Consider the following 23,447-nt stretch of genomic DNA (forward strand, 5'->3'; position numbering starts at 1 on the left):
GGGTGCTATCTGCCCCCCGAACACTGTCAAGGAGCGCGGCGGATGCCGAAAGATTACATCGTCAGGGATATTTCACTTGCCGCCTATGGGCGCAAGGAGCTCGATATTGCCGAAACCGAAATGCCTGGCCTGATGGCGCTGCGCGAGGAATATGGCACCACAAAGCCGCTGAAGGGCGCGCGCATCGCGGGCAGCCTGCACATGACCATCCAGACCGCCGCGCTGATCGAAACGCTGAAGGTGCTCGGGGCCGATGTGCGCTGGGCATCCTGCAACATCTTCTCCACCCAGGATCACGCGGCGGCGGCGATTGCCGCAGGCGGTACGCCGGTTTTTGCGATCAAGGGCGAAACGCTGGAGCAATACTGGGAATATACCGACCGCATCTTCCAGTTCGGCGGGGTCGGCGGCACCTGCAACATGATCCTCGACGATGGCGGCGATGCCACGCTCTACATCCTGATGGGCGCGCGCGTCGAGGCGGGCGAGGCCGACCTGATCGCGGTGCCCACCAGCGACGAAGAAGTTTGCCTGTTCAACCAGATCAGAAAACGCCTCGCGGCCAGCCCGGGCTGGTTCACCGCCCAGCGCGCCGCCATTCGCGGCGTCTCGGAAGAAACCACCACCGGCGTGCACCGGCTTTATGATCTGCACAAAAAGGGCTTGCTGCCGTTCCCGGCGATCAACGTCAACGACTCGGTCACCAAGTCGAAATTCGACAACAAATACGGCTGCAAGGAAAGCCTCGTCGATGGCATCCGCCGCGCCACCGATACGATGATGGCAGGCAAGGTCGCAGTGGTCTGCGGCTATGGCGATGTCGGCAAGGGGTCTTCCGCCAGCCTGCGCGGCGCGGGTGCCCGCGTGAAAGTCACCGAAGTTGACCCGATCTGCGCCTTGCAGGCGGCGATGGACGGCTTCGAGGTGGTGCTGCTGGAAGATGTGGTGGCCGATGCCGATATCTTCATCACCACCACCGGCAACCGCGATGTGATCCGCATCGAACACATGCGCGAAATGAAGAACATGGCCATCGTCGGCAACATCGGCCACTTCGACAACGAGATTCAGGTGGCCAGCCTGCGCAACCACAAATGGACCAACATCAAGGATCAGGTGGACATGATCGAAATGCCCTCGGGCAACAAGATCATCCTGCTCAGCGAAGGCCGCCTGCTCAACCTCGGCAACGCTACCGGCCACCCCAGCTTCGTGATGAGCGCCAGCTTCACCAATCAGGTGCTGGCGCAGATCGAGCTATGGGCCAAGGGTGCCGAATACGCGCCGGGGGTTTACATCCTGCCCAAGGCGCTCGACGAAAAGGTGGCGCGGCTGCATCTGGCCAAGGTCGGCGCGAAACTGACCGAACTTCGCCCCGAGCAGGCCGAATACATAGGCGTCGCGGTGGCGGGCCCGTTCAAGGCCGATCATTACCGCTATTGAGGGGTCTCGCCGAAAAGTCCGGTGCGGTGGTGCCAGCCTCAAACTCATGGCCAGCCAGTACATCATCACGCTCGCCCGCAGCGGTTAATCCGCACGGGGGGAAGCGGCGCGAAGTTTTCCCTTTGTGCGAAACCTGGAATGGCTTTAACTTGCCCCGGCGGTGCCGCAGGCACCCATATTTTGTCATTTAACAGATGGCTGGGAGCGGACCATGGGAAAACGCGACGATCTGATCGCAAAATACGCTGACGATCTGAAGACCAAGTGCAAGGTCATGCCCGACATGGCGTTGCTGACCAAGGTGACCATCGGCTGCGGCCCTGCCATTTACAACGCCGATTCAGCCACCGTCGCGGCGGGCCAGCCAGCCGAACTTGAAACCGTCAAGAACAACTTCCTGATCCGCAAGCTTGGCCTGAAAGACGGGCCGGAACTCATGGCGGCGATCAACGCGGCGGTCGAGATTTATGGCAAATCCGAGCGCAACAAGTACCGCGCGGTATTTTACTACCTGCTCGTCAAGCATTTCGGCAAGGAAAAGGTCTACGCCTGACCGGGCGATATGACCTCCGGCAGGGCGGCCGATCCGGCACCCCTGCCGCCTACCCGATCAGCCTCTTGATCGCGCCGGCCAGATCGGCGCGCGCCGCGCAGGCATCGGCGGCCAGCGTAGCGGCGGTCTCGGCCAGCGCCTCGGGCTCCACGATGCGGTCGATCAGTCCCCAGTCCAGCGCCGCTTCGGCCCCGATTTTTTGCCCCGCCATCAAGATCATCTTCGCCCGCGCCGGGCCGACCAGTGCGGCCAGCCGTGCCGGGTCCGAGGGTTGCGGCAGAAACCCGAGCTTCATCACCGGATAAAAGAACTTCGCCCCCGGCACCGCAAGCCGCAGATCGCAAGCCAGCGCCATGCCAAAGGCACCGCCCGCAAGCGTGCCGTTCAGCGCCGCGATGGTCAGGCAGGGGGCGGCGGCAATATGCCCCGATAGCTGCTCCCAGATGCCGTCAGTCGCCAGACCGGCGCGCGCTTCGTCAAGATCGGCACCGGCGGAAAACACCTTGCCCGCGCCGGTCAGAACCAGCGCGCGCGCGCCCTTGTTCACCGCGCGCATCACCAGCCCGTCGATCTGGCCGAGCATCTCGCGGGTCAGGGAATTGGCCTTTTCGGGCCGGCTTATGCGCAGCGTCCATATCCCGCCCGCCTGAGAAAGCCCGATCATCGCGCAGCGCCTCCGCTTCCCGCCTTGCCCGAGGTCTAGCAAGCTTGGAATCCCTTGACCACTGCGCAAAGGCGCGGGATGCTGGCTTCTGACAGTTCGGTTTTTTCATGAGGGATAATGATCATGGCACAATGGAAGACACTCGGGGCCGGTACCGCGCTTTCGCTGCTGCTGGGCAGCACGGCTGCATTGGCCGACGTGACCGCGCAGGATGTCTGGAAGGCGTGGACCGAAAGCCTTGCGGGATTCGGCTACACCTTCTTCACCACCAGCGAGACGGTGGCGGGCGATACGCTTGTGGTCAAAGACGTGGTCATGTCGATGACCCGGCCCGAGGGCACGTTCGACATGAACGTGGCCGAAATCCGCCTTCAGGAAACCGGCGATGGCAAGGTAACCGTGACGATGTCGAACGACATCCCGATCTGGGCGACCACCACCGCCGAAGGCGTGCCGCCGGTCAACACCACGATGATGCTGCGCCAGCAGGATCTCACGATGATCGTTTCGGGTGTGCCCGAGAACATGGCCTATGATGTTTCCGCCACCGAAATGATGGTCGAGGGCAGCGGAGCCGACGCAAGCGCCCCGGAAACCGAGGCCAGGGTTGCCATGACGCTGCGTGAAATCGAGGGTGCCTATACGCTCGATACCATGGACGGCAACACCATCACCTCCGAATTTGCCGCCGCCTCGCTCGATTTCACCGCCTCGGGCGTTGACCCCGAAACCAGCGGCCTGTTCGACATGACCGGCAGCATCGCCGATGTCGCATCAAGCTTTTCCGCCTTCCTGCCCGCCGATACCGACATGAACGACATGGCCGCGGCGATCGCGGCGGGGTTCTATGGCGAAGGTGAAATGACCTATGGCGCAGGCCGCTTTGCGATGAACTTTGCCGACGAATCCGGCCCCGGTTCGGTCGAATCCACCGGCGAGGGCGGCCTTTTCCACTTCTCGCTTTCCGGCGACGGGCTTGAATACGGTGCCGATGGCGGTGCGGCCACGGTCATGATGACCGCGCCCGATCTGCCCTTCCCGGTCTCGTTTTCCAAGCAAAGCTCCACTTTGCTGATGTCGATCCCGATCGCCAAAGCCGAGCGGTTGCAGAACTTTGCGGTCAAGGTCGGTATTGCCGGGCTCGCCGTTTCCGAAGAGCTTTGGGGCATGGTTGACCCGATGGCGCAACTGCCGCGCACCCCGGCCGAGTTTCTGATCGATATTTCCGGCTCGGCGAAACTGCTGGTGAACCTCTTTGATCCTGCCGAGGTCGAAGCCAACCCGATTCCCGGCGAATTGCAAGATATGGCGCTCAACGCGCTGCGCCTTGCGGCGGCGGGGGCCGATCTGAGCGGCACCGGGGCCTTTACCTTCAACAACGACATGGGTTTCCCGATGCCCAAGGGCGCGGTCGATCTGCGGCTCGTCGGTGCCTATGCGCTGATGGACAAGCTGACTGCCATGGGCCTTCTGCCCTCCGAACAATCGGCAGGCTTCAGGGCCATGCTCGGACTCTTTGCTGTACCGGTCGGGGCTGATGAGCTGACCTCGAAAATCGAGATGCGCGAAGACGGCGGCATTTACGCCAACGGCCAGCGTCTGCAATAAGGCAGGCCGAGGCAAGCTGAGGGGGGCCGCCCGGAGCCAACCGGGCGGCCCTTGGCTTGGGCCAGAAAGACAACGGGCAGGAGACGGCGCATGAATGACCGGCTGCAAGACTTGACCACCGCACTTCTGGCCGCCGCCGCGCGCGCCGGTGCCGGTGCCGCCGATGCAATCGCGGTTGATGGCCGCGCCGTTTCCATTGATGTGCGCGAGGGAAGGCTGGAACAGGCCGAACGTTCCGAAGGTGTCGAGATCGGGCTTCGGGTGCTGATCGGCGGGCGGCAGGCCTGCGTTTCCGCCTCCGATATCTCTGCAACAACGATGCAGGAAATGGCGGCTCGCGCCGTGGCAATGGCACGCGAGGCCCCGCCCGACCCCTTCGCGGGCCTTGCCGACGCCGCCGAACTGGCGCGCGGCTGGAATGTCGATGCGCTGCAAATGCAAGACCCTGCCGCCGAACCCGCCGCCGAAACGCTTCAGGAAGATGCGCGCCGCGCCGAAGCCGCTGCGCTGGCGGTGGCAGGGGTGGCACAGGTGCAATCGGCCTCGGCAAGCTACGCCCGCCGCAACCTCTTTTTCGCCGCTTCAAACGGCTTTGCCGGGGGCTACGGGCGCACCTCGCGCTCGGTCTCGGCGGTGGCGATCAGCGGCGAGGGCGCGCATATGGAGCGTGACTGGGCCGCCGAAGCCCGCACCTTTCAATCTGATCTGCCTTCGCCCGAAACCGTCGGCAGCCTCGCCGGGCAGCGCGCCGTGGCGCGTCAGGGCAGCCGCCGCCCGCCCACCGGGGCCTATCCCGTGCTTTACGACGAACGTATTGCGGGCAGTCTGATCGGCCATCTTCTCGGCGCGATCAACGGCACCTCGATTGCGCGCGGCGCGTCGTGGCTGCTTGATGCGCTTGGCACCCAGGTTCTACCCACCGGCCTGTCGATCATCGAAGACCCGCACCGACCGCGCATCTCCTCGTCGCGCCCCTTTGATGCCGAAGGTCTGGCCACCCGCCGCCGCGCCATCGTCGATGCCGGGGTGCTGACCGGCTGGACCCTCGATCTGGGCACCGCGCGCAAGCTTGGCATGGCCTCCACCGCCTCGGCCTCGCGCGGCACCTCGTCGCCGCCCTCGCCGGGCAATTCCAACATCGCGCTGACCGAAGGCAAGCAAAGCCCTGCCGAACTTCTCGCCGAAATGGGCACCGGCCTGCTCATCACCTCGCTGATCGGGGCCTCGATCAACCCGACCACCGGCGATTATTCGCGCGGCGCTTCCGGCTTCTGGGTGCAGGGTGGCGAGATTGTCTGGCCGGTCAACGAATGCACCGTGGCGGGCAACCTGCGCGAAATGCTGACCCGCATCACCCCCGCCAACGACGCCCGCAGCCATCTCAGCCATGTCGTGCCCAGCCTTCTGGTCGAAGGGCTGACACTGGCCGGTAGCTGACCCGCGCGCCTCACGCCGCCGGCCGCGCCGCGTGGTAGCGCGCCAGTTGTAGCGCATAGCTTGGTGCCCGCGCCCGAGCCGCGCGGTGCAGGCGGTGCAGCGCGGCGGGTGTTACCGCATCGCCCATCAGCAGCGCTTGCACCCGCGCGAACAGATGCGCCTCGCCCACAAGTCGCAGCGCAGGGTGCCCGCCAAACGGCATCGCCACGCTGCGCAACCCCTGAAAACGGGCCTGAATCAGCGCCGCATGGCGCGCGTCGGCAGGTTCCAACCGCGGGTCGAAGACGATGCAGCCCCGCAGCCCCGCCGCGCCCTCGGCACCAAGATCGTCAAGCCCGGGGTCAAGCCGCGCCGCGAAAAGCGCATAGCGGCTTTCAAAGGGCACCCGCTCGGGAAAGATCGAGAATTGCGGCGAGACCAGCAGCGCCCGGCGCAGATGCAGCGCCTGCGCCATGAGCAGCGCGCCATAGCCGCCAAACGAGAACCCGATGGCCGCCACATCATCGAACCCTGCGGTAAAACTGCCAAGCGCCGCCCGCAGCGCCGCCAGATCGGGGTTGAGGAACCAGTCGTTCTGCGCGGTTTCCACCATCAGATGCGCCACCCCCGCCTGCATCATCTGCGGCGGCGGCGCGCGCCCGGGAAACCCCGCGCGACCGGGGCGCAGGTAATCGAAGCTCACCACCAACCGGCTCCGGTGCGGCGCATGGCAGACCGCGCGCAACCGTTCGGATGCAAACACCACAAGCGGCGCTTCGGCACCCCCGGAGGGCAGGTCGCGCGGCGGCGCGCGACACATGGCAGCGGCGCATTGCATGGCAGAAACCCCGATCAGGGGGCCGATCCTGCCGCACCGATGCTAAGCAGCGGTTGAGGCTGCCACCGCCAAATGCCGAAAATGCAATGAAAAAGCCCGGGGTTGCGCCCGGGCCGTTCAGGTGATGGTGAGCCCGACGGGGTTCGAACCCGTGACCTACTGATTAAAAGTCAGTTGCTCTACCAGCTGAGCTACAGGCCCATCACAGGGCGCTTCTGTAGTAATCCCTCCGGGGCGGGTCAAGGCCTTATTTGCCGGAAATCCAGCCACTGGCCGAATCTGCCCGCATTGCGTAGAAAGCACTCCATGATGCAAAACCAGCGCGCTTCCGGCCTGCCCTTTCTGAAAATGCACGGGGCTGGCAACGACTTCGTGGTGATCGACGCCCGCGCGGGTGGCGTTGCGATTACGCCTGCGCTGGCACGCGCGCTGGGCGACAGGCACCGCGGCATCGGCTTTGACCAGTTGGTGCTGATCGAGCCTGACCCGCAAGCCGCCGCGCGGCTGACCTTTTTCAACGCCGATGGCAGCACCGCCGGGGCCTGCGGCAATGCCACCCGCTGCGTTGCGCGGTTGATCCTCGATGAAACCGGCGCTCCCCGGCTGACGCTGCGCACCGAGCGCGGCCTGCTTGATGCCGAGGATGCGGGCGGCGGGCTGACCCGCGTCAACATGGGGCAGCCGCAGCTTGACTGGGCGGAACTGCCGCTTTCCCGGCCGATCGATACGCTGCACCTGCCGCTGCCGGGCGATCCGGTCGGCGTCGGCATGGGCAACCCGCATTGCGTGCATTTTGTTGCCGATGCGGAAGCGGTCGATGTCGCGCGCCTCGGCCCCCGGATCGAACACGACCCGCTTTTCCCGAAAGCCACCAATGTCGAGTTTGCCTCGCTTACCGCCCCTGACAGGTTGCGGATGCGGGTCTGGGAACGCGGCACCGGCATCACGCTCGCCTGCGGCTCGGGCACCTGCGCCACCGCCGTAGCCGCCCACCTGCGCGGCCTGACCGGGCGGCAAGTAACGGTCGATGTCGATGGCGGCAGGCTGGCGGTTGACTGGCGCGACGATGGCGTCTGGATGACCGGCCCCACCGCACGGGTCTTTCGCGGCACCATAAGCCCCGAGTTTCTGGCCGCAGCGGAATGAGCGCGCCGATCCTTGCCACCCTCGGCTGCCGCCTCAACGCCTATGAAAGCGCGGCGATGCAGGAACTTGCCACCGCCGCGGGCATGACCAACGCGGTGATCGTCAACACCTGCGCGGTGACCGCCGAGGCGGTGCGCAAGGCCCGTCAGGAAATCCGCCGCCTGGCGCGCGAAAACCCCGGCGCGCCGATCATCGTCACCGGCTGCGCCGCGCAGACCGAACCCAAAACCTTTGCCGCCATGCCCGAAGTTGCCCGCGTGATCGGCAACCACGAGAAAATGCAACCCGCCACCTGGGCGGGCCTGACCGCCGCAGACCTGATCGGCACCACCGAAAAGATCATGGTCGATGACATCCTTTCCGTGCGCGAAACCGCGGGCCACCTGATCGACGGCTTTGGCCGCCACCGCGCCTATGTGCAGGTGCAGAACGGCTGCGATCACCGCTGCACCTTCTGCATCATCCCCTACGGGCGCGGCAATTCGCGCTCGGTTCCTGCGGGCGTCGTGGTGGAGCAGATCAAGCGGCTGGTGGGCAAGGGCTTTGCCGAAGTGGTGCTGACCGGCGTCGATCTCACCTCCTGGGGGGCCGATCTGCCCGGCGCGCCCCGGCTTGGCGATCTGGTGGCACGCATTCTGCGGCTCGTGCCGGATCTCGCGCGGCTGCGCATTTCCTCGATCGACAGTATCGAGGCCGATGAGAACCTGCTGCAAGCCATCGCCACCGAACCCCGGCTGATGCCGCATCTGCACCTGAGCCTGCAACATGGCGATGATCTGATATTGAAGCGGATGAAGCGCCGCCACAGCCGGGATGACGCGATCCGCTTTTGCGAAACGGCGCGCACCCTGCGCCCCGGCATCGTCTTTGGGGCCGATATCATCGCGGGCTTTCCGACCGAGACCGAAGCGATGTTCGCCAACTCGCTGCGACTTGTGGAAGACTGCGGCCTGACCTTCCTGCACGTCTTTCCGTTCAGCCCGCGCCACGGCACCCCCGCCGCCCGCATGCCGCAACTCAAGGGACCGGCAATCAGGGAACGCGCCGCCCGCCTGCGCGCCCTGGGCGATGCCCGCCTGCTCGCCCATCTTGCAGCCGAGGTCGGCCAGACCCGCCGGATCCTGACCGAAGGCCCCCGCATTGGCCGCACCGAATATTTCACCGAAGTCGCCTTTGCCGAGGACCAGCCCGAAGGCACGCTGCTGGAGCGCCGCATTCTGGGCCATGGCAGCACGCAGCTTCTGGCCTGAGCGTCTCTTTCGTGCAAATACCCCGGGGGTCCGGGGGCAGCGCCCCCGGCCTTGCCCGCGGTAGCGCCGGGGGTTTCACACCCCCGGACCCCCGTGGGGTATTTCGGCGAAGGAGATGAGGATGCACCCGAACCCGGCCTTTCGCGGCGAATCCGCTGAAGCTTGTCTTGCCTTTGCTCTCGCGCGCGGTTTCGGCGCGCTTTCGGTGAATGGCGCGGCGGGGCCGATCGTCTCGCATCTGCCCTTTTGCGCGGTCCCGGCGGGTATCGAGTTCCACATCGTTCGAAACGCCCCGATGGCACGCGCGCTTGCCACACCGCAGCCAGCGCTGATGGTGGTCAGCGGTGCCGATGCCTATGTTTCGCCCGACTGGTACGGGCTCGATCATCAGGTGCCGACATGGAACTACCATGTCGTGCACCTGCGCGGGGTGGTGGAGACCTTGCCGGAAACCACCTTGCGCGGGCATCTGGAGCGGCTTTCCGCGAGTTTCGAAGAACGGCTCGACAAGGCTCCCTGGCGGTTGGAAAAGATGCCGGAAGCGGCGCTGGCGCGGATGATGCGGGCAATTCAGCCCTGCCTTCTGCGCGTTACCGAAGTGCAGGGAACGCTGAAGCTTGGCCAGAACAAGCCCGACGCCGCGCGCATTGCCGCAGGCCGGGCGATGCAGGCCGCGGGGCTTGGAGCCGGTGCCGCAGAGATCGCCGCGCGCATGTTGCAGGCGGATTGATGCCAAGCCTTGCCGGCTTCGGCACCGCACATCAGAGCCTGTCTGGCAAAAGTGGGCACCGGTTTTGTCGCAAGACAGGCGCAAATCAAGAAGCTAGAGTCTGTCTGGCGCTTCTATCTGCGCCGGACAGACTCTAGCGTTTCGCCCATGACAACCGCCTTTATCACCCAAGCTTCGGCCATGGAGCACCTCGCCCCGCCCGGGCACGCCGAGCGCGAAGCGCGGATTGAAGCGATCTGGTCGGCGCTAGGCGCGCCTGCATTCGCCGCGCTTGCCCGCCACCCCGCGCCCCGCGCCGATGCGGCCGAGGTTCTGCGCTGTCACCCGGCGCGGCACCTCGATGCGGTCGGTGCCGCCATTCCCGAGGCGGGTTGGGCGATGCTCGACCCGGACACCTTTGTCTCGCCGCGCTCGCTCGACGCGGCCTTGCACGCGATCGGCGGGGTCAACCTCGGGGTCGATCTGGTGCTGGCGGGGCAGGTGGCCAATGCCTTTGTCGCCATGCGCCCGCCGGGCCACCATGCCGAGGCTGACCGCGCCATGGGCTTTTGCCTGTTCGGCACCGTGGCGATTGCCGCAAGGCGGGCGCTTGACCATCACCGCCTCGCCCGGGTGGCGGTGCTCGATTTCGACGTGCACCACGGCAACGGCACCCAGGACCTGCTCTGGGACGAGCCGCGTGCGATGTTCGTCTCCTCCCACCAGATGCCGCTCTATCCGGGTTCGGGTTCCCCCACCGAGACCGGCGCGCATGGCCAGATCCTGAACCTTGCCCTGCCGCCCGGTTCCGGCAGCGCGGCAATGCGGCCCGCCTGGGAGGCAGCGCTTGCGCAGCTGCGCCGCTTTGCGCCGGAACTGGTGCTGGTATCCGCCGGGTTTGATGCGCACCGCGCCGACCCGCTGGCGGGGCTGACCTGGAACGAGGCCGATTATCGCTGGCTGACGCATGCGATTTGCGATCTGGCCGATGCGTGTTGCGGCGGGCGGGTGGTCTCGACACTTGAAGGCGGATATGATCTGACCGCACTTGCGGCCTCGGTCGCGGCGCATGTGGCGGTTCTGATGGAGCGGGGCGATGACCGAATTGGCGGCGATGAGCTTTGAAGATGCGATGGCGGCGCTGGAAAAGGTCGTGCGCGATCTGGAACAGGGCAATGTCTCGCTCGATCAGTCGATCTCGCTTTACGAACGCGGCGCGGCCCTGAAGGCGCATTGCGAGGCGCTGCTGAAAGCCGCCGAAGAGCGGGTTGAAAAGATCACGCTGGGCGAAGGCGGGGTTCCCACCGGGTCAACGCCGGTGACGGGGCTCTAGGTGTTTCAGGCGCGGCTCGCCGAGGTGCAGCGCGGCGTGCAGCCAGTGCTTGACGCTGCCATTGCCCGCCATCCCGCCGGGCAGCTTCGGGATGCGATGTGCTATGCGGCGGCGGGGGGCAAGCGGCTGCGGGCGTTTCTGGTGCTTGAAGGCGCAGCACTGCACGGCATCGCGCAATTGCAGGCGCTGCCTGCTGCTGCGGCGGTCGAGGCGCTGCACGCCTACAGCCTTGTTCACGACGATCTTCCTGCGATGGACAATGACGATCTGCGCCGCGGCCTGCCCACGGTGCATGTGAATTGGAATGAGGCCACCGCAGTGCTGGCGGGCGACGCGCTGCAAGCGCTGGCCTTCGAGCTTTGCTGCGACCCGGTGCTTGGCCCGCCTGACCGGCGGCTCGATCTGGTGGCCGCACTCGCCCGGGCTGCGGGGGCGGCGGGCATGGTCTATGGTCAGGCGCTCGATATCGCCGCCGAAACCGCTGCCGCACCGCTGACGCTTGCCGAAATCACCACCCTGCAGGCGGGCAAGACCGGCGCGCTCATTGCCTTTGCGGCCGAGTCGGGGGCGATCCTTGCCGGGGCAAACCGCGCCCCGCTTGCCGCCTTTGCCGCCGCCCTCGGCCTCGCCTTCCAGATCGCCGATGACATTCTCGATGTGACCGGCACCGAGGCGCAGGCGGGCAAACGGCTTGGCAAGGATGCGCAGGCTGGCAAGGCCACCTTCGTCACCCTGCTTGGGCTTGCCGGGGCGCGGGCCCGCGCTGCCGCATTGGTGGCCGAGGCCGAGGCGGCGCTTGCGCCCTATGGCGCAAAGGCGCAAAACTTGCGGGCCGCGGCGCGGTTCGCTATTGCCCGCCAGATGTGACCGCCCCCGGGAGGGCCCGATGACCGAACGACCCCTGACCCCGCTGCTTGACCGCGTTCGCCTGCCTGCGGACCTCAAGGGTTTCAGCGACCGCGAATTGCACCAGCTGGCGAATGAGCTTCGCGCCGAAACCATATCGGCGGTATCGGTGACCGGAGGCCATCTTGGCGCAGGGCTGGGCGTGGTCGAACTGACCGCGGCGCTGCATGCGGTGTTCGATGCGCCGCGCGACAAGATCATCTGGGATGTCGGCCACCAGTGCTACCCGCATAAAATCCTTACCGGGCGGCGTGATCGTATCCGCAGCCTGCGCCAGAAGGGCGGGCTTTCCGGCTTCACCAAGCGCGCGGAAAGCCCCTATGACCCGTTCGGCGCGGGCCATAGCTCCACCTCCATTTCCGCCGCGCTCGGCTTTGCCATGGCGCGCGAGCTTGGCGGCGAGGCGGGCGACGCCATCGCCGTTATCGGCGATGGCGCGATGAGCGCGGGCATGGCGTTCGAGGCAATGAACAACGCGGGCCACCTTGGCAAACGCCTTTTCGTGGTGCTGAATGACAACGAAATGTCGATCTCGCCGCCCGTGGGTGCGCTTTCATCCTACCTCACCCGGCTTTATTCCGGCGGGCCCTATCAAGACCTCAAGGCGGCGGCCAAGGGCGCGGTCAGCCTGTTGCCCGAACCCCTGCAGGAAGGCGCGCGGCGGGCCAAGGAAATGCTCAAGGGCATGGCCGTGGGCGGCACGCTTTTCGAGGAAATGGGTTTCACCTATGTCGGCCCCGTCGATGGCCACGACCTTGACCAGCTTCTGCCGCTCCTGCGCACGATGAAGGCGCGGGCGACCGGGCCGATGCTTATTCATGTGGTGACCAAAAAGGGCAAGGGCTACGCCCCCGCTGAAACCGCCGCTGACCGTGGCCATGCCACCGCCAAGTTCAACGTGCAGACCGGGGTGCAGACCAAGGCTGCGTCAAACGCCCCCAGCTACACTTCGGTTTTCGCCCAAAGCCTGGTGGCCGAGGCCGAGCGCGATGAAAGGATCGTCGCGGTAACCGCGGCGATGCCCGAAGGCACCGGGCTCAGCCTTTTTGCCGGGCGTTTCCCGCGCCGTTGCTTTGATGTGGGCATAGCTGAACAGCATGCCGTGACCTTTTCGGCGGGGCTTGCGGCGGGGGGAATGAAGCCCTTCTGCACGATCTATTCCACCTTCTTGCAGCGCGGTTACGATCAGCTCGTGCATGATGTGGCAATCCAGCGGCTGCCGGTGCGCTTTGCCATCGACCGCGCCGGGCTGGTGGGGGCCGATGGTGCCACCCATGCGGGCGCTTACGATGTGGCGTTTCTGGCCAACCTGCCCGGCTTTGTGGTGATGGCCGCGGCGGACGAGGCGGAGCTGGTGCACATGGTCGCCACCGCCGCCGCCCATGATACCGGCCCGATCGCCTTTCGCTATCCGCGCGGCGAAGGCACGGGGGCGGAAATGCCTGCGCGTGGCGTTCCGCTGGAAATCGGCCGGGGTCGCGTGGTGGCCGAAGGCGGCCGGGTGGCGATATTGTCGTTCGGCACCCGCCTCGCCGAGGTCTTGAAGGCCCGCGAGGCGCTTGCCGCCCGCGGGCTGGCACCAACGGTCGCCGACGCCCGCTTTGCCAAGCCGCTCGACCGCGACCTGATCCTGCGGCTGGTGGCCGAACACGAAGCCCTGATCTGCGTCGAGGAAGGTGCCATCGGCGGTTTCGGCAGCCATGTCGCGCAGCTGCTTGCCGAAGCGGGGGTATTCGACCGCGGCTATTGCTTCCGCTCGATGGTGTTGCCCGACATTTTCATCGACCAGTCCAGCCCCGAAGATATGTACTCCACCGCCGCGATGAACGCCCCGCAGATCGAGGCGAAGGTGCTTGAGGTGCTGGGGGTCAAGGTGGCGCGGAGGGCGTGAGGGGCGCGGTGCGGGTGTAACGCAGTGTTTACATCTGCAAAGGTAATAATTGTCACTTCCCTCATTATCTATTAGCCTGAGTCAGCAAGGAACAGGAAATGTACATGAAATCAGTTCGCAAACTTTCAATGACCCCTGTTCTCAAGGGGTTCTGGGGTGGTGTCTCGGTGGGACTGGCGTCTTCTGACTATGCCTTTGATGTTCCGAAGAGTTCGTACCGTTTGACGGCAGTTGCTCGAAACGGGTTCGCTCTGGACAAGGAAGCACTTCGCAAAGATGTCGAGAAAGCCAGGTCAGAATTTGCCCGCTCAGCCGCGGCAGGCGCATACGCATCCTAATCAGGCCGAGCGCTCTGAGCAACGCGCTCAGCGCATGAACGCCGATGGAAGTCGAGAAGAAATCGAGCTTCGGTCAGAGCGTTTCTGGTCAGGGGCGCTGCCTCGGCCAGAGGATTTTGCCAAGTTTGGCGAAATTGTCCCGGACGCCCCAGAGCGCATCCTACGAATGGCGGAGAAGGAGCAGGAACACCGCATTGCGTTGGAGTCTCTGATCGTCCCGGCTAACAACAAGGCTGGGCAACGCGGCCAATGGCTTGGTGCGGGGATTTCGGTCCTCGCACTCGTGCTGGCTGTAGTTGCTGTCTATATTGGTGCGCCTTGGCAGGTCGCTGTTGCGCTCGTTGGCGTTCCAGTCTTGAGCGTGGCCCGTTCGCTTGTTACGGCTTTCCGGTCAGACAACGAGTAGTTTCAGGCATCGACGGCATCATCCACGAAGACGCCCTCGGCCTCGATGCCGTCTATATTCAGGCCAAACGCTACGGTGCCGATGCCAAGGTTGGCCGCCCGGCGATGCAGCAATTCGTCAGCAGCCTTACTGGCGAGGGCGCTACCAAAGGCGTTTTCGTCACCACCTCCGATTTTTCCCGCGAGGCGCGCGATTACCTCAACCGCGTGCAGCACCGGGTGGTGCTGATCAACGGTGCCGAACTCGCGCGGCAGATGATCCGCTACGAGGTGGGGGTGCGGGCGCGCGCGGCCTATGTGCTGCGGGGCGTTGACGAGGATTATTTCAGCGAGGAATGAACCACGCACGGGCGAGCGGCAGGGTCAGTGCCAGAACAACGCCACTGCACCCGCGCCGCGGTGCACAAAGAGCAGCGCCCGGCCCGAGGGTGGGCGAGAAGCGCCCGCCCTGGGGGGCGGGTCGGGCGCTGCCCGGCGTGCCGCCGGGCGGAAGGATGCCGCTCAGAGTGGGAAAGTGAGCCCCATTGCGAGGAATAAGCCCCGTCACCCCCCTCAGATATCCAGGTTTTCCACATTCAGCGCGTTCGCCTGAATGAACTCGCGCCGCGGTTCCACCACGTCGCCCATCAGCTTGGTGAAAATGTCGTCGGCCTCGGCCACGTCGTCGATTTTCACCTGCAACAGGGTGCGCGCCGCGGGGTCTAGCGTGGTTTCCCAAAGCTGCTCGGGGTTCATTTCGCCGAGGCCCTTGTAGCGTTGCAGGTTCAGCCCCTTTTCGCCCTCGGCCAATATCGCCGCCAGCAGTTCCAGCGGCCCGTTGATCGGCTGTTCGCGGTCCTTGCGGATCAGCCGTGCGGGCTGCCCGTAAACCTCGTTCAGCGCCTCGGTATGCGCCGCCAGCCGCCGCGCCTCGCCCGAGCGCAGCACCGGCCCGTCGAGTGTGCGCACCTCTTCGACGCCGCGCAGAATGCGGGCAAAGCGCAGCCCGTGGTCCTGTGTCGGCCGACCCTGCCAGCCGCGCTCATATTCCACCGCCACGAGGTCAAGCCGCGCTGCCACCGCATCGGCCACGCCCTGCGCATCGGCATCAAGCCTGCCCGGCAGCAGCGCCCCGGCAATCGCCGATTGCTCCAGTATCCGCTGCGGATAAATCGTCGGGAAAGCGGCCAGAATCCGCCGCACCACCCGCGCCTCTTCCAGCACCCGCGCCAGATCGGCCCCGACAATTTCCTCGCCCGAGCCAAGCCGCAGCGCCGCCCCCTCGATGCCCTGCGCTATCAGAAACTCCTCCAGCGCCGGCTGATCCTTGAGGTAAACCTCGGATTTTCCGCGCGCCACTTTGTAAAGCGGCGGCTGCGCGATATAGAGAAAACCGCCATCAATCACCTGCGGCATCTGCCGGAAGAAGAAGGTCAGCAAGAGCGTGCGGATATGCGCGCCGTCCACATCGGCATCGGTCATGATGATGATCTTGTGGTAGCGCAGCTTGGCAATGTTGAACTCGTCGCGCCCGATCCCGGTGCCAAGCGCGGTAATCAGCGTACCCACCGTTTCGCTTGCCAGCATCCGGTCGAACCGCGCACGCTCCACGTTCAGGATCTTGCCGCGCAAAGGCAGCACCGCCTGGTTCTTGCGCGCCCGCCCCTGCTTGGCCGAGCCGCCCGCGCTATCGCCTTCGACAATGAAGATTTCGCTCAGCGCCGGGTCTTTTTCCTGACAATCGGCCAGCTTGCCGGGCAGGCTTGCCACATCCATCGCGGTCTTGCGGCGGGTGAGGTCGCGCGCCTTGCGCGCCGCCTCGCGCGCCAGCGCCGCTTCCACGATCTTGCCGACAATCACCTTGGCTTGCCCGGGGTTTTCCTCGAACCACTCGCCCAGCTTTTCGTTGACAAGGTTTTCCACCGCGGGCCGCACTTCCGAAGAAACCAGCTTGTCCTTGGTCTGGCTGGAAAACTTCGGGTCGGGCACCTTGACCGACAGCACGCAGGTCAGCCCCTCGCGCGCATCATCGCCGGTAAAATCGACCTTCTCGCGCTTGGCGATGCCCGAGCTTTGCGCATAGGCGTTGATCGTGCGCGTCAGCGCGCCACGGAACCCGGCAAGGTGGGTGCCGCCGTCGCGTTGCGGTATGTTGTTGGTAAAGGGCAGTACGGTTTCGTGGTAGCTGTCGTTCCACCACATCGCCACCTCCACCGAAATGCCGTTGCGCTCGCCGATGATGTAGATCGGCTCCGGCATCGCGGGTACCTTTGACCGGTCGAGGTAGCGCACATATTCGCGCACCCCGCCATCGTAATGCAGCTCAACATGCAGCGGTTCCACCGGGCGCTCGTCGTCAAGCACGATGCGCACGCCGGAATTGAGGAATGCCAGCTCCCGCAGCCGGTTTTCCAGCGTCTTGAAGCTGTAATCAAGGTTTGAAAAGGTTTGCAGACTGGCCAGGAACCGCACCTCGGTGCCTTTCGCGCCGACCTCCGCCGGGCCGACCACCCGCAGATGCTCGGCTGTGTCGCCATGCACAAAGCGGGCGAAATGTTCGTTGCCATCGCGCCAGATGCGCAGTTCCAGCCACTCGCTCAGCGCGTTCACCACCGAAACGCCAACCCCGTGCAAGCCGCCCGAAACCTTGTAGCTGTTCTGGTCGAATTTGCCGCCCGCATGCAGCTGCGTCATGATGACCTCGGCGGCCGAAACCCCCTCGCCCTCATGAATGCCGGTGGGAATGCCGCGGCCATTGTCGCGCACCGAAACCGACCCGTCGGAATGGATCCGCACGCTCACAAAGTCGGCATGTCCCGCCAGCACCTCGTCAATGCCGTTGTCCACCACCTCGTAAACCATATGGTGCAGACCCGAGCCATCGTCGGTATCGCCGATATACATGCCGGGGCGCTTGCGGACAGCCTCCAAGCCTTTGAGAACCTTGATGGATTCCGCGCCGTATTCATTCGGCTTCGCAGCGATGTTGGTCATGCCTGCCTACCTTGGGTTTTGCCTCCCGCTTATAGGGGAGCGGGCGCGCAATGTCACGCGCGCGGGGCAATTATCCGGCATCGGGCAGGGTAAGGCTGCCATCTTCGGCAAGCGGCCAGAACGGGTTCATTGCCAGTTCCCACACATGCCCGTCGGGGTCGGCGAAATAGCCCGAATAGCCGCCCCAGAACACCTCTTGCGGGGGTTTCAGCGCTTTTGCCCCCGCTGCCAGCGCGGCGGCAAAAGCCGCGTCCACCTCGGCCCGCGTGGCAAAGTTCTGCGCCAGGGTCATTGCCCCGGTGCCAAGCGCTGCGCCCGGCCTGCCCTGATCGACCGCCAACGCCTCGCGGCCGAACAGCCCGAGTGCCGACCCGAGCAGCTGAAAGAACACAACCCCTTCAAGCGCCCGCGCGACCCGCCAGCCCCAGGCCTCATAAAACCGCCGCGACCGCGCCAGATCGTCCACCCCGAGCGTGATCAGCGTTACCCTTTGTGGTGTCATGGCTGCCTCCCCGCCACTGCCGCCTGCCTCGGCAAACCTTTCCAAAAAGTTAACACAAACATGTGTTATCCAGCAATATCATTGTGTTATCAATGATAACACGCGTGTTAGCCTAACCCGGAGCCGCCGAAACCCCGCCCCGCTCGTTCACCTCGAATACCTGCGCCCGCCCGCCAAGCCCTTCAAAAAGCTCCGCCCCGGTTCCGGTCATGAAAGCCTGGCAGCCAAGCGCGCAGATCTCGTCATAAAGCGCCGCCCGCCGCTCCGCATCCAGATGCGCCGCCACCTCGTCAAGCAAAAGCACCGGCGGCGCGCCGGTATCCTCGGCCAGAGCCCGCGCATTCGCCAGGATCACCGAAATCAGCAGCGCCTTCTGTTCGCCGGTCGAGGCCTGCGCCGCCGGCATCCCCTTGGCCGCGTGATGCGCCACCAGATCGGCCCGGTGCGGCCCCTCCAGCGCCCGCCCCGCCGCCATGTCCCGCGCCCGCCCCTCGGCCAGCGCGGTGGCCAGATCGGCAGGCCCCTCGCCTTCGATCCGCATCTCCGGCACCGGAAAAGCCGTCGCCCCCCGCTGCGCTGCCGATATCCGCGCGAGCGCCGCCCGCCGGTTTCCCGATATCGCCGCCCCCGCCGCCGCCATCTGCGCCTCAAGCGCCCCATACCAGCCCGCGTCGCGCACCATGTCTTTCAACAGCCGGTTCCGCTCGCGCATTGCCTTTTCATAGGCCAGCACTTCCTCGGCATGCCCCGGCTGAAACGCCATCGTGAGCCGGTCCAGAAACCGTCGCCGCCCCTCCGGTGCCTCGATCCAGAGCCGGTCCATCACCGGCACCAGCCACAGCACCCGCATAAGCCGCCCCAGCGCCACCTGTTGCGCGGGCTTGCCGTCGATCATCACCGCGCGCGCCGCCCCCGGTGCGGCGAAGCTCTCGATCTCATGCCCGATCCCGTCAACCGTCACCGCAGCACGGATCTTCCAGCCAAGATCCCCCGGCTGGCGCGCCAGTTCCTCGGCCGCCGCCCGCCGCAAGCCGCGCCCCGGCGACAGCATCGACACTGCCTCCAGAATGTTGGTCTTGCCGGCACCGTTCGGACCGAAAAGCACCACCGGCCGCCCGTCGAGCCGAAGCTCGAGATGCGGGTGCGAGCGGAACTGCAACAGCACCAGCCGGCTCAGCACGCCACTTCCCCCTGCTTCAGGTCAAATATCCGCGCCGCAGGCACCGGGCGCAGCCCGGTCAGACCCGCATCGGCATGACCACATAGACCGCCGAGGTATCGTTGCCCTCGCGCATCAAGGTGGGGTCGCCCGACGAGTTGAACAGGAACACCGCATTCTCGCGGTCCACCTGGCTGGCGATTTCCAGCAGATACTTGGCGTTGAAACCGATCTCAAGCCGCTCGTCGGCGTAGGCCACCGCCAGCTCTTCCTCGGCCGCGCCTGCATCGGGGGCGTTGACCGAAAGCACCAGACGGTCTTCGTCAAGGCTCAGCTTGACCGCCCGCGAACGCTCAGATGAAACCGTCGCAACCCGGTCCACCGCGCGGGCAAATTCGGCAGCGTCCACCTCCAGCCGGCGGGTGTTGCCGATGGGAATGACCCGGGTGTAATCTGGAAAGGTGCCGTCGATCACCTTCGAGGTGAGTGTAATCGTCGGCGTTGCGAAGCGCACTTTGGTTTCGGAGACGGAAACCGCGATCGTCGCTTCGTCATCATCCAGCAGCTTGCGCATTTCACCCACGGTCTTGCGCGGCACGATCACGCCCGGCATTCCCTCTGCGCCCTCCGGCAGCGGCGCGTCGATCCGGGCGAGGCGGTGACCGTCAGTTGCCACGCAGCGCAGCACCGGCCCGGTTTCGCTGGTTGCCACATGCATATAGACGCCGTTCAGGTAATACCGCGTCTCTTCGGTCGATATCGCAAATTTCGACTTGTCGAACAGCCGCCGCAGCACCGGCGCGGGGGCGCTGAAATTGGCGGTGTATTCCGAATTCGCCATCACCGGAAAATCCTCGCGCGGCAGCGTTGCGAGGCTGAAATGCGATCGTCCGGCCTGCACCGAAAGCCGCCCGGTGGCGGGGTCATCGGCAAGGCTTATCAAGGCTCCGTCAGGCAGCTTGCGCACGATCTCGTGCAGCATCACCGCCGAGACCGTGGTCGCCCCGGCCCGCTCGACCATCGCGGGCGCGCGGTCCACCACCTCGATGTCAAGGTCGGTGGCGCGGAACGAAGCGGTAGCGCCCTCGGCCTCGATCAACACGTTGGCCAGGATCGGAATGGTATTGCGCCGTTCGACGACCGATTGCGCCTGCGCGACTGCCTTCAATAGCGCGGCGCGTTCAATACTGATCTTCATGTTCACCCCCAAAGGCCACCGGGAGCGGAAAACTAGCAGTTTTCCGCGCAGGCTCAAGATTTATCAGGACTTGTCCACGCAACCGCTGGCCCGTCAAGGCCTTGCGGTGTCACGCATCAAGCAGGCGGCGCAAAAGATCGATGTCTTCGGCCATCTGGTGGTCGGAGGCTTTCAGTTCCTCGACCTTGCGAATACCGTGCATGATCGTCGTGTGGTCGCGCCCGCCAAAGCGACGGCCGATTTCGGGCAGGCTGCGGGTGGTCATCTTCTTGGCAAGATACATTGCGATCTGCCGAGGACGCGCGATGGTGCGCACCCGCTTCGGGCCGATCAGGTCCGACAGCCGCACATTGTAGTGTTCGGCCACCTTGCGCTGGATCTCTTCGATCGAAACCTTGCGGTCAGAGGCGCGCAGGATATCGGCAAGGCATTCCTGCGCGAGGTCGAGCGTGATTTCGCGCCCGACGAGGCTGGCGAAGGCGAAAAGCCGCGTCAGCGCGCCTTCAAGTACGCGCACGTTGGTGGTGATGCGATGCGCCAGAAACTCCAGCACGCCATGCGCCAGAGTCAGCCCCGGATATTGGCTGCGGTAGGTTTCCGCCTTGGATTGCAGGATGCCCAGCCGAAGCTCGTAATCTGTCGGGTGCAGATCGACCACCAGACCGCACTGAAGGCGGCTTCTGATCCGCTCTTCCAGATCCTTGATTTCGCCCGGCGCGCGGTCTGCGGAAATCACGATCTGCTTGTTCTGATCCACCAGTGCGTTGAAGGTGTGGAAAAACTCTTCCTGCGTGCTGTCCTTGCCGGCGATGAACTGCACGTCATCGACCATCAGCACATCGACCGAGCGGAACAGTTCCTTGAAATCCATGATTTGCCGCTCGCGCAGCGCCAACACGAAGCGATACATGAACTGCTCGGCAGAAAGATAAAGCACCCGCAGCCCCGGCTGGCGGGCGTTCAATTCGTGCGCGATGGCGTGCATCAGGTGGGTCTTGCCAAGCCCGACACCGCCATAAAGAAAAAGCGGGTTGAAAGTTACCGGCCCACCCTCGGCAACCCGACGCGCGGCGGCATGGGCAAGTTCGTTGGGTTTGCCGACCACGAAACTGTCAAAGGTGAAGCGGCCATCAAGCGGTGCCCCGAGAAGCTCGCCGTTCTCGCCATTGCGTCCGTTGCGGCGCGGTTTTGGTTCCGTCGCGGCGACCGGGGCAGGTGCCGCCACTGGCCGCTGCTCGGCGACGCGGAGATCGATTCGGGCGGCATGGGCACCTGCGGCGTTCAACTGGCGCAGAATCTGGTCGGAGTAATTCCGCGAAACCCAGTCACGCATGAAACGGGTGGGGGCCTCGATTGTCGCGGTTTCTTCGCGCAAGGATTGCAGCGTCAGCGGTTCGATCCAGCAGGAAAAGTTGTTCGCCCCCAATACCCGAAAAAGCTCGCCACGCGCCTTGTCCCAGCAATCACTTGTCATATCCGCCATCCCCGCCGCGCCCATGCCCGCGATTTCGAAACCGGAGGGAATCGCCCCATCGCGCCAGCAAGGAAAGGTCGCAACGGGGGCCAGCACCCCGAACCTTTCCCGCCCCGGCGGCGGTGTGACGAAAGACATGCACCCCCGGCCCCGGAAATAGCCGGCAGCCAAGCAGTTGCGGCGGGCCGACCTTTTGGCCCGGCCCTCCTGTCGCATTGCGCTGCCTTCGAGCTCGGCAGCTTCCTTGAACGCCCGGCGCAGGAGCGCCGGGTGGTGCAGCAATGCGTCATGTCCCCCAGGCGACGTGAATCGCTTCGTCACGCTAACAAGCCGTCTGTGGCCTTCGCAACCAAACTTCGTACTTGACTTCGTTTTGTCGCAGCGAATCTGTCGGCACGGCAACAATAGCACAACGCATTGATATGATTGATAAAGCAAAAAAGGGCACCACCCGTGGGTGCGCCCTTTCAGGAAAAAATCCAGTCAGATCAGACAGCCAGCGCTTTCACGCGCGAGGCAAGGCGCGACATTTTGCGCGCCACGGTATTCTTGTGCAAAACGCCTTTGGTCACGCCCCGCGCCAGCTCCGGCTGGGCGGCGCGCAGTGCGGTCGCGGCGGTGTCGGCGCTACCCGAGGCAAGAGCTTCCTCGACCTTGCGCAGGAAGGTGCGAATCCGCGAACGGCGCGCCTTGTTGACGTCATTGCGGCGCTCGTTCTGGCGTGCGCGCTTCTTGGATTGGGGCGTATTGGCCATAGTGTTGTTTTCCGATTTCGGTAGGGTAATCCTGAAGCCGCGCTTCTATGCGCGACTCGGATTGAAGTCAACGGGGCGGGGCGAAGAAAAACCCTAGCGGTCGCGGAACTGCGGCTGCCGTTTTTCGAGGAAGGCGCTCATGCCCTCTTTCTGGTCCTCGGTGGCAAAAAGCGCATGAAAGACCCGGCGCTCGAACAGGATGCCTTCGCGCAGGGTTGTCTCATAGGCGCGGTTGACCGCTTCCTTCACCACCATCGTGCTGAGCGCCGACTTCGCGGCGATCTTGCGCGCCGCCTCCATGGCTTCGGGGATCAGCTTGCCTACTGGCACAACGCGGCTGACAAGGCCGGAACGCTCGGCCTCGGCGGCATCCATGAAGCGCCCGGTCAGGTGCATGTCCATCGACTTCGACTTGCCGACGAATCGGGTAAGGCGCTGGGTGCCGCCGATACCGGCCACCACGCCGAGGTTGATTTCCGGCTGGCCGAATCTGGCGGTTTCCGAGGCGATGATGAAATCGCACATCATCGCCAGTTCGCAGCCGCCGCCAAGCGCATAGCCCGAGACCGCCGCGATGACCGGTTTGCGCACGCGCGAGATGGCATCGGATTCGGCCCCGAAGTAATTGCTGGTGAACATCTCGACAAAGCCCTTGTCGGACATTTCCTTGATGTCGGCACCGGCGGCAAAGGCCTTTTCCGAGCCGGTGATGACGATGCAGCGCACCTTGTCGTTTTCATCAGCGGCTTTCAGCGCCTCGGCCAGCTCGCCCAGGAGCTGCGAATTGAGGGCGTTGAGCGCTTCGGGGCGGTTAAGCCGGATCAGCGCGACAGAATCTTCGATTTCGACGATCAGGGTTTCGTAGGCCATGATGCGACCCTTTCCA

The 23,447-nt window shown here is 64.9% G+C and carries 23 protein-coding genes and 1 tRNA gene; 14 read left to right on the forward strand and 10 right to left on the reverse strand.

Annotated features, from left to right (window positions below; genetic code table 11):
• The first annotated feature begins 42 nt into the window (after positions 1-42).
• Complete coding sequence (gene ahcY, locus Q8J98_RS03645; protein WP_305293191.1) at positions 43-1,443, forward strand: adenosylhomocysteinase; 1,401 nt, start codon at positions 43-45, stop codon at positions 1,441-1,443.
• Between the two features lie 211 nt (positions 1,444-1,654).
• A complete protein-coding gene (locus Q8J98_RS03650; RefSeq protein ID WP_305293192.1) occupies positions 1,655-1,996 on the forward strand; it encodes a DUF2853 family protein in 342 nt (113 codons plus the stop codon).
• Positions 1,997-2,045: 49 nt separating this feature from the next.
• On the opposite strand, the gene Q8J98_RS03655 is transcribed toward Q8J98_RS03650, so the two are convergent.
• A complete protein-coding gene (locus Q8J98_RS03655) occupies positions 2,046-2,660 on the reverse strand; it encodes an enoyl-CoA hydratase/isomerase family protein (RefSeq protein WP_305293193.1) in 615 nt (204 codons plus the stop codon).
• Positions 2,661-2,783: 123 nt separating this feature from the next.
• Here Q8J98_RS03655 and Q8J98_RS03660 point away from each other — a divergent pair, with 123 nt between their 5' ends.
• A complete protein-coding gene (locus Q8J98_RS03660; RefSeq protein WP_305293194.1) occupies positions 2,784-4,268 on the forward strand; it encodes a DUF2125 domain-containing protein in 1,485 nt (494 codons plus the stop codon).
• 90 nt (positions 4,269-4,358) lie between these two features.
• Positions 4,359-5,705, forward strand: a complete 1,347-nt coding sequence (locus Q8J98_RS03665; protein ID WP_305293195.1) for a TldD/PmbA family protein — start codon at positions 4,359-4,361, stop codon at positions 5,703-5,705.
• 10 nt (positions 5,706-5,715) lie between these two features.
• Here the strand turns inward: Q8J98_RS03665 and Q8J98_RS03670 are convergent, their stop codons facing one another.
• Both Q8J98_RS03670 and Q8J98_RS03675 read right to left on the reverse strand, forming a co-directional pair.
• Entirely contained in the window at positions 5,716-6,504 is a 789-nt protein-coding gene (locus tag Q8J98_RS03670) for an alpha/beta hydrolase (RefSeq protein ID WP_305293196.1), read from the reverse strand.
• Between the two features lie 143 nt (positions 6,505-6,647).
• A tRNA-Lys gene (locus Q8J98_RS03675) sits at positions 6,648-6,723 on the reverse strand.
• Positions 6,724-6,828: 105 nt separating this feature from the next.
• Between Q8J98_RS03675 and dapF the strand changes: the two genes are divergently transcribed.
• The 10 genes from dapF to Q8J98_RS03720 all read left to right on the forward strand — a co-directional run bounded on the left by dapF (position 6,829) and on the right by Q8J98_RS03720 (position 14,839).
• Positions 6,829-7,668 carry a diaminopimelate epimerase gene (gene dapF, locus Q8J98_RS03680; RefSeq protein WP_305293197.1) on the forward strand — a complete coding sequence of 280 codons (840 nt, stop codon included), beginning with the start codon at positions 6,829-6,831 and terminating at the stop codon, positions 7,666-7,668.
• Complete coding sequence (gene mtaB / locus Q8J98_RS03685; protein WP_305293198.1) at positions 7,665-8,918, forward strand: tRNA (N(6)-L-threonylcarbamoyladenosine(37)-C(2))-methylthiotransferase MtaB; 1,254 nt, start codon at positions 7,665-7,667, stop codon at positions 8,916-8,918. The genes dapF and mtaB overlap by 4 nt, the downstream gene beginning before the upstream one ends.
• Before the next feature lie 121 nt (positions 8,919-9,039).
• The gene (locus Q8J98_RS03690; protein WP_305293199.1) at positions 9,040-9,648 is read left to right on the forward strand and encodes an FMN-binding negative transcriptional regulator; all 609 of its coding nucleotides are present in this window, start codon (positions 9,040-9,042) and stop codon (positions 9,646-9,648) included.
• Positions 9,649-9,795: 147 nt separating this feature from the next.
• Positions 9,796-10,752, forward strand: coding sequence for a histone deacetylase family protein (locus Q8J98_RS03695; RefSeq protein WP_305293200.1), 957 nt, complete (start codon positions 9,796-9,798; stop codon positions 10,750-10,752).
• Entirely contained in the window at positions 10,724-10,960 is a 237-nt protein-coding gene (locus Q8J98_RS03700; protein ID WP_305184711.1) for an exodeoxyribonuclease VII small subunit, read from the forward strand. The genes Q8J98_RS03695 and Q8J98_RS03700 overlap by 29 nt, the downstream gene beginning before the upstream one ends.
• Positions 10,961-11,827 (forward strand): polyprenyl synthetase family protein, encoded by an 867-nt coding sequence (locus Q8J98_RS03705; RefSeq protein ID WP_370868051.1) that lies wholly within the window; start codon positions 10,961-10,963, stop codon positions 11,825-11,827.
• A gap of 19 nt (positions 11,828-11,846) precedes the next feature.
• Entirely contained in the window at positions 11,847-13,757 is a 1,911-nt protein-coding gene (gene dxs / locus Q8J98_RS03710) for a 1-deoxy-D-xylulose-5-phosphate synthase (protein WP_305293201.1), read from the forward strand.
• 104 nt (positions 13,758-13,861) lie between these two features.
• The gene (locus Q8J98_RS03715; protein WP_305293202.1) at positions 13,862-14,095 is read left to right on the forward strand and encodes a hypothetical protein; all 234 of its coding nucleotides are present in this window, start codon (positions 13,862-13,864) and stop codon (positions 14,093-14,095) included.
• A 34-nt stretch (positions 14,096-14,129) separates the two neighbouring features.
• Positions 14,130-14,501: a DUF2335 domain-containing protein gene (locus tag Q8J98_RS14780; RefSeq protein WP_370868052.1), complete on the forward strand. Its 372-nt coding sequence runs from the start codon at positions 14,130-14,132 to the stop codon at positions 14,499-14,501.
• Positions 14,414-14,839, forward strand: coding sequence for a restriction endonuclease (locus Q8J98_RS03720; RefSeq protein WP_305293203.1), 426 nt, complete (start codon positions 14,414-14,416; stop codon positions 14,837-14,839). Before Q8J98_RS14780 ends, Q8J98_RS03720 begins: the two co-directional genes overlap by 88 nt.
• A gap of 213 nt (positions 14,840-15,052) precedes the next feature.
• On the opposite strand, the gene gyrB is transcribed toward Q8J98_RS03720, so the two are convergent.
• The 7 genes from gyrB to Q8J98_RS03755 all read right to left on the reverse strand — a co-directional run bounded on the left by gyrB (position 15,053) and on the right by Q8J98_RS03755 (position 23,431).
• A complete protein-coding gene (gene gyrB / locus Q8J98_RS03725; protein WP_305293204.1) occupies positions 15,053-17,473 on the reverse strand; it encodes a DNA topoisomerase (ATP-hydrolyzing) subunit B in 2,421 nt (806 codons plus the stop codon).
• A gap of 70 nt (positions 17,474-17,543) precedes the next feature.
• Positions 17,544-17,975, reverse strand: a complete 432-nt coding sequence (locus tag Q8J98_RS03730) for a VOC family protein (RefSeq protein ID WP_305293205.1) — start codon at positions 17,973-17,975, stop codon at positions 17,544-17,546.
• A 112-nt stretch (positions 17,976-18,087) separates the two neighbouring features.
• Positions 18,088-19,155, reverse strand: a complete 1,068-nt coding sequence (gene recF, locus Q8J98_RS03735) for a DNA replication/repair protein RecF (RefSeq protein WP_305293206.1) — start codon at positions 19,153-19,155, stop codon at positions 18,088-18,090.
• A 58-nt stretch (positions 19,156-19,213) separates the two neighbouring features.
• On the reverse strand, positions 19,214-20,332 hold the full coding sequence (gene dnaN / locus Q8J98_RS03740; protein WP_305184718.1) for a DNA polymerase III subunit beta: 1,119 nt from the start codon (positions 20,330-20,332) through the stop codon (positions 19,214-19,216).
• Positions 20,333-20,441: 109 nt separating this feature from the next.
• Positions 20,442-21,806 carry a chromosomal replication initiator protein DnaA gene (gene dnaA / locus Q8J98_RS03745; RefSeq protein WP_305293207.1) on the reverse strand — a complete coding sequence of 455 codons (1,365 nt, stop codon included), beginning with the start codon at positions 21,804-21,806 and terminating at the stop codon, positions 20,442-20,444.
• Positions 21,807-22,294: 488 nt separating this feature from the next.
• Entirely contained in the window at positions 22,295-22,561 is a 267-nt protein-coding gene (gene rpsT / locus Q8J98_RS03750) for a 30S ribosomal protein S20 (protein WP_305184719.1), read from the reverse strand.
• Between the two features lie 93 nt (positions 22,562-22,654).
• On the reverse strand, positions 22,655-23,431 hold the full coding sequence (locus Q8J98_RS03755; RefSeq protein ID WP_305184720.1) for an enoyl-CoA hydratase: 777 nt from the start codon (positions 23,429-23,431) through the stop codon (positions 22,655-22,657).
• Between the last annotated feature and the right edge of the window lie 16 nt (positions 23,432-23,447).

Origin of the sequence: Phaeovulum sp. (assembly GCF_030684035.1) — a bacterium.
Lineage (GTDB): Bacteria > Pseudomonadota > Alphaproteobacteria > Rhodobacterales > Rhodobacteraceae > UBA6213.

Excerpts from the sequence above, each read along its gene's own strand:
- ahcY (WP_305293191.1), top strand. The coding sequence starts at position 43 with ATGCCGAAAGATTACATCGTCAGGGATATTTCACTTGCCGCCTATGGG.
- Q8J98_RS03650 (WP_305293192.1), top strand. The coding sequence starts at position 1,655 with ATGGGAAAACGCGACGATCTGATCGCAAAATACGCTGACGATCTGAAG.
- Q8J98_RS03655 (WP_305293193.1), bottom strand. The coding sequence starts at position 2,660 with ATGATCGGGCTTTCTCAGGCGGGCGGGATATGGACGCTGCGCATAAGC.
- Q8J98_RS03660 (WP_305293194.1), top strand. The coding sequence starts at position 2,784 with ATGGCACAATGGAAGACACTCGGGGCCGGTACCGCGCTTTCGCTGCTG.
- Q8J98_RS03665 (WP_305293195.1), top strand. The coding sequence starts at position 4,359 with ATGAATGACCGGCTGCAAGACTTGACCACCGCACTTCTGGCCGCCGCC.
- Q8J98_RS03670 (WP_305293196.1), bottom strand. The coding sequence starts at position 6,504 with ATGTGTCGCGCGCCGCCGCGCGACCTGCCCTCCGGGGGTGCCGAAGCG.
- dapF (WP_305293197.1), top strand. The coding sequence starts at position 6,829 with ATGATGCAAAACCAGCGCGCTTCCGGCCTGCCCTTTCTGAAAATGCAC.
- mtaB (WP_305293198.1), top strand. The coding sequence starts at position 7,665 with ATGAGCGCGCCGATCCTTGCCACCCTCGGCTGCCGCCTCAACGCCTAT.
- Q8J98_RS03690 (WP_305293199.1), top strand. The coding sequence starts at position 9,040 with ATGCACCCGAACCCGGCCTTTCGCGGCGAATCCGCTGAAGCTTGTCTT.
- Q8J98_RS03695 (WP_305293200.1), top strand. The coding sequence starts at position 9,796 with ATGACAACCGCCTTTATCACCCAAGCTTCGGCCATGGAGCACCTCGCC.
- Q8J98_RS03700 (WP_305184711.1), top strand. The coding sequence starts at position 10,724 with ATGACCGAATTGGCGGCGATGAGCTTTGAAGATGCGATGGCGGCGCTG.
- dxs (WP_305293201.1), top strand. The coding sequence starts at position 11,847 with ATGACCGAACGACCCCTGACCCCGCTGCTTGACCGCGTTCGCCTGCCT.
- Q8J98_RS03715 (WP_305293202.1), top strand. The coding sequence starts at position 13,862 with ATGAAATCAGTTCGCAAACTTTCAATGACCCCTGTTCTCAAGGGGTTC.
- Q8J98_RS14780 (WP_370868052.1), top strand. The coding sequence starts at position 14,130 with ATGAACGCCGATGGAAGTCGAGAAGAAATCGAGCTTCGGTCAGAGCGT.
- gyrB (WP_305293204.1), bottom strand. The coding sequence starts at position 17,473 with ATGACCAACATCGCTGCGAAGCCGAATGAATACGGCGCGGAATCCATC.
- Q8J98_RS03730 (WP_305293205.1), bottom strand. The coding sequence starts at position 17,975 with ATGACACCACAAAGGGTAACGCTGATCACGCTCGGGGTGGACGATCTG.
- dnaN (WP_305184718.1), bottom strand. The coding sequence starts at position 20,332 with ATGAAGATCAGTATTGAACGCGCCGCGCTATTGAAGGCAGTCGCGCAG.
- dnaA (WP_305293207.1), bottom strand. The coding sequence starts at position 21,806 with ATGACAAGTGATTGCTGGGACAAGGCGCGTGGCGAGCTTTTTCGGGTA.
- rpsT (WP_305184719.1), bottom strand. The coding sequence starts at position 22,561 with ATGGCCAATACGCCCCAATCCAAGAAGCGCGCACGCCAGAACGAGCGC.
- Q8J98_RS03755 (WP_305184720.1), bottom strand. The coding sequence starts at position 23,431 with ATGGCCTACGAAACCCTGATCGTCGAAATCGAAGATTCTGTCGCGCTG.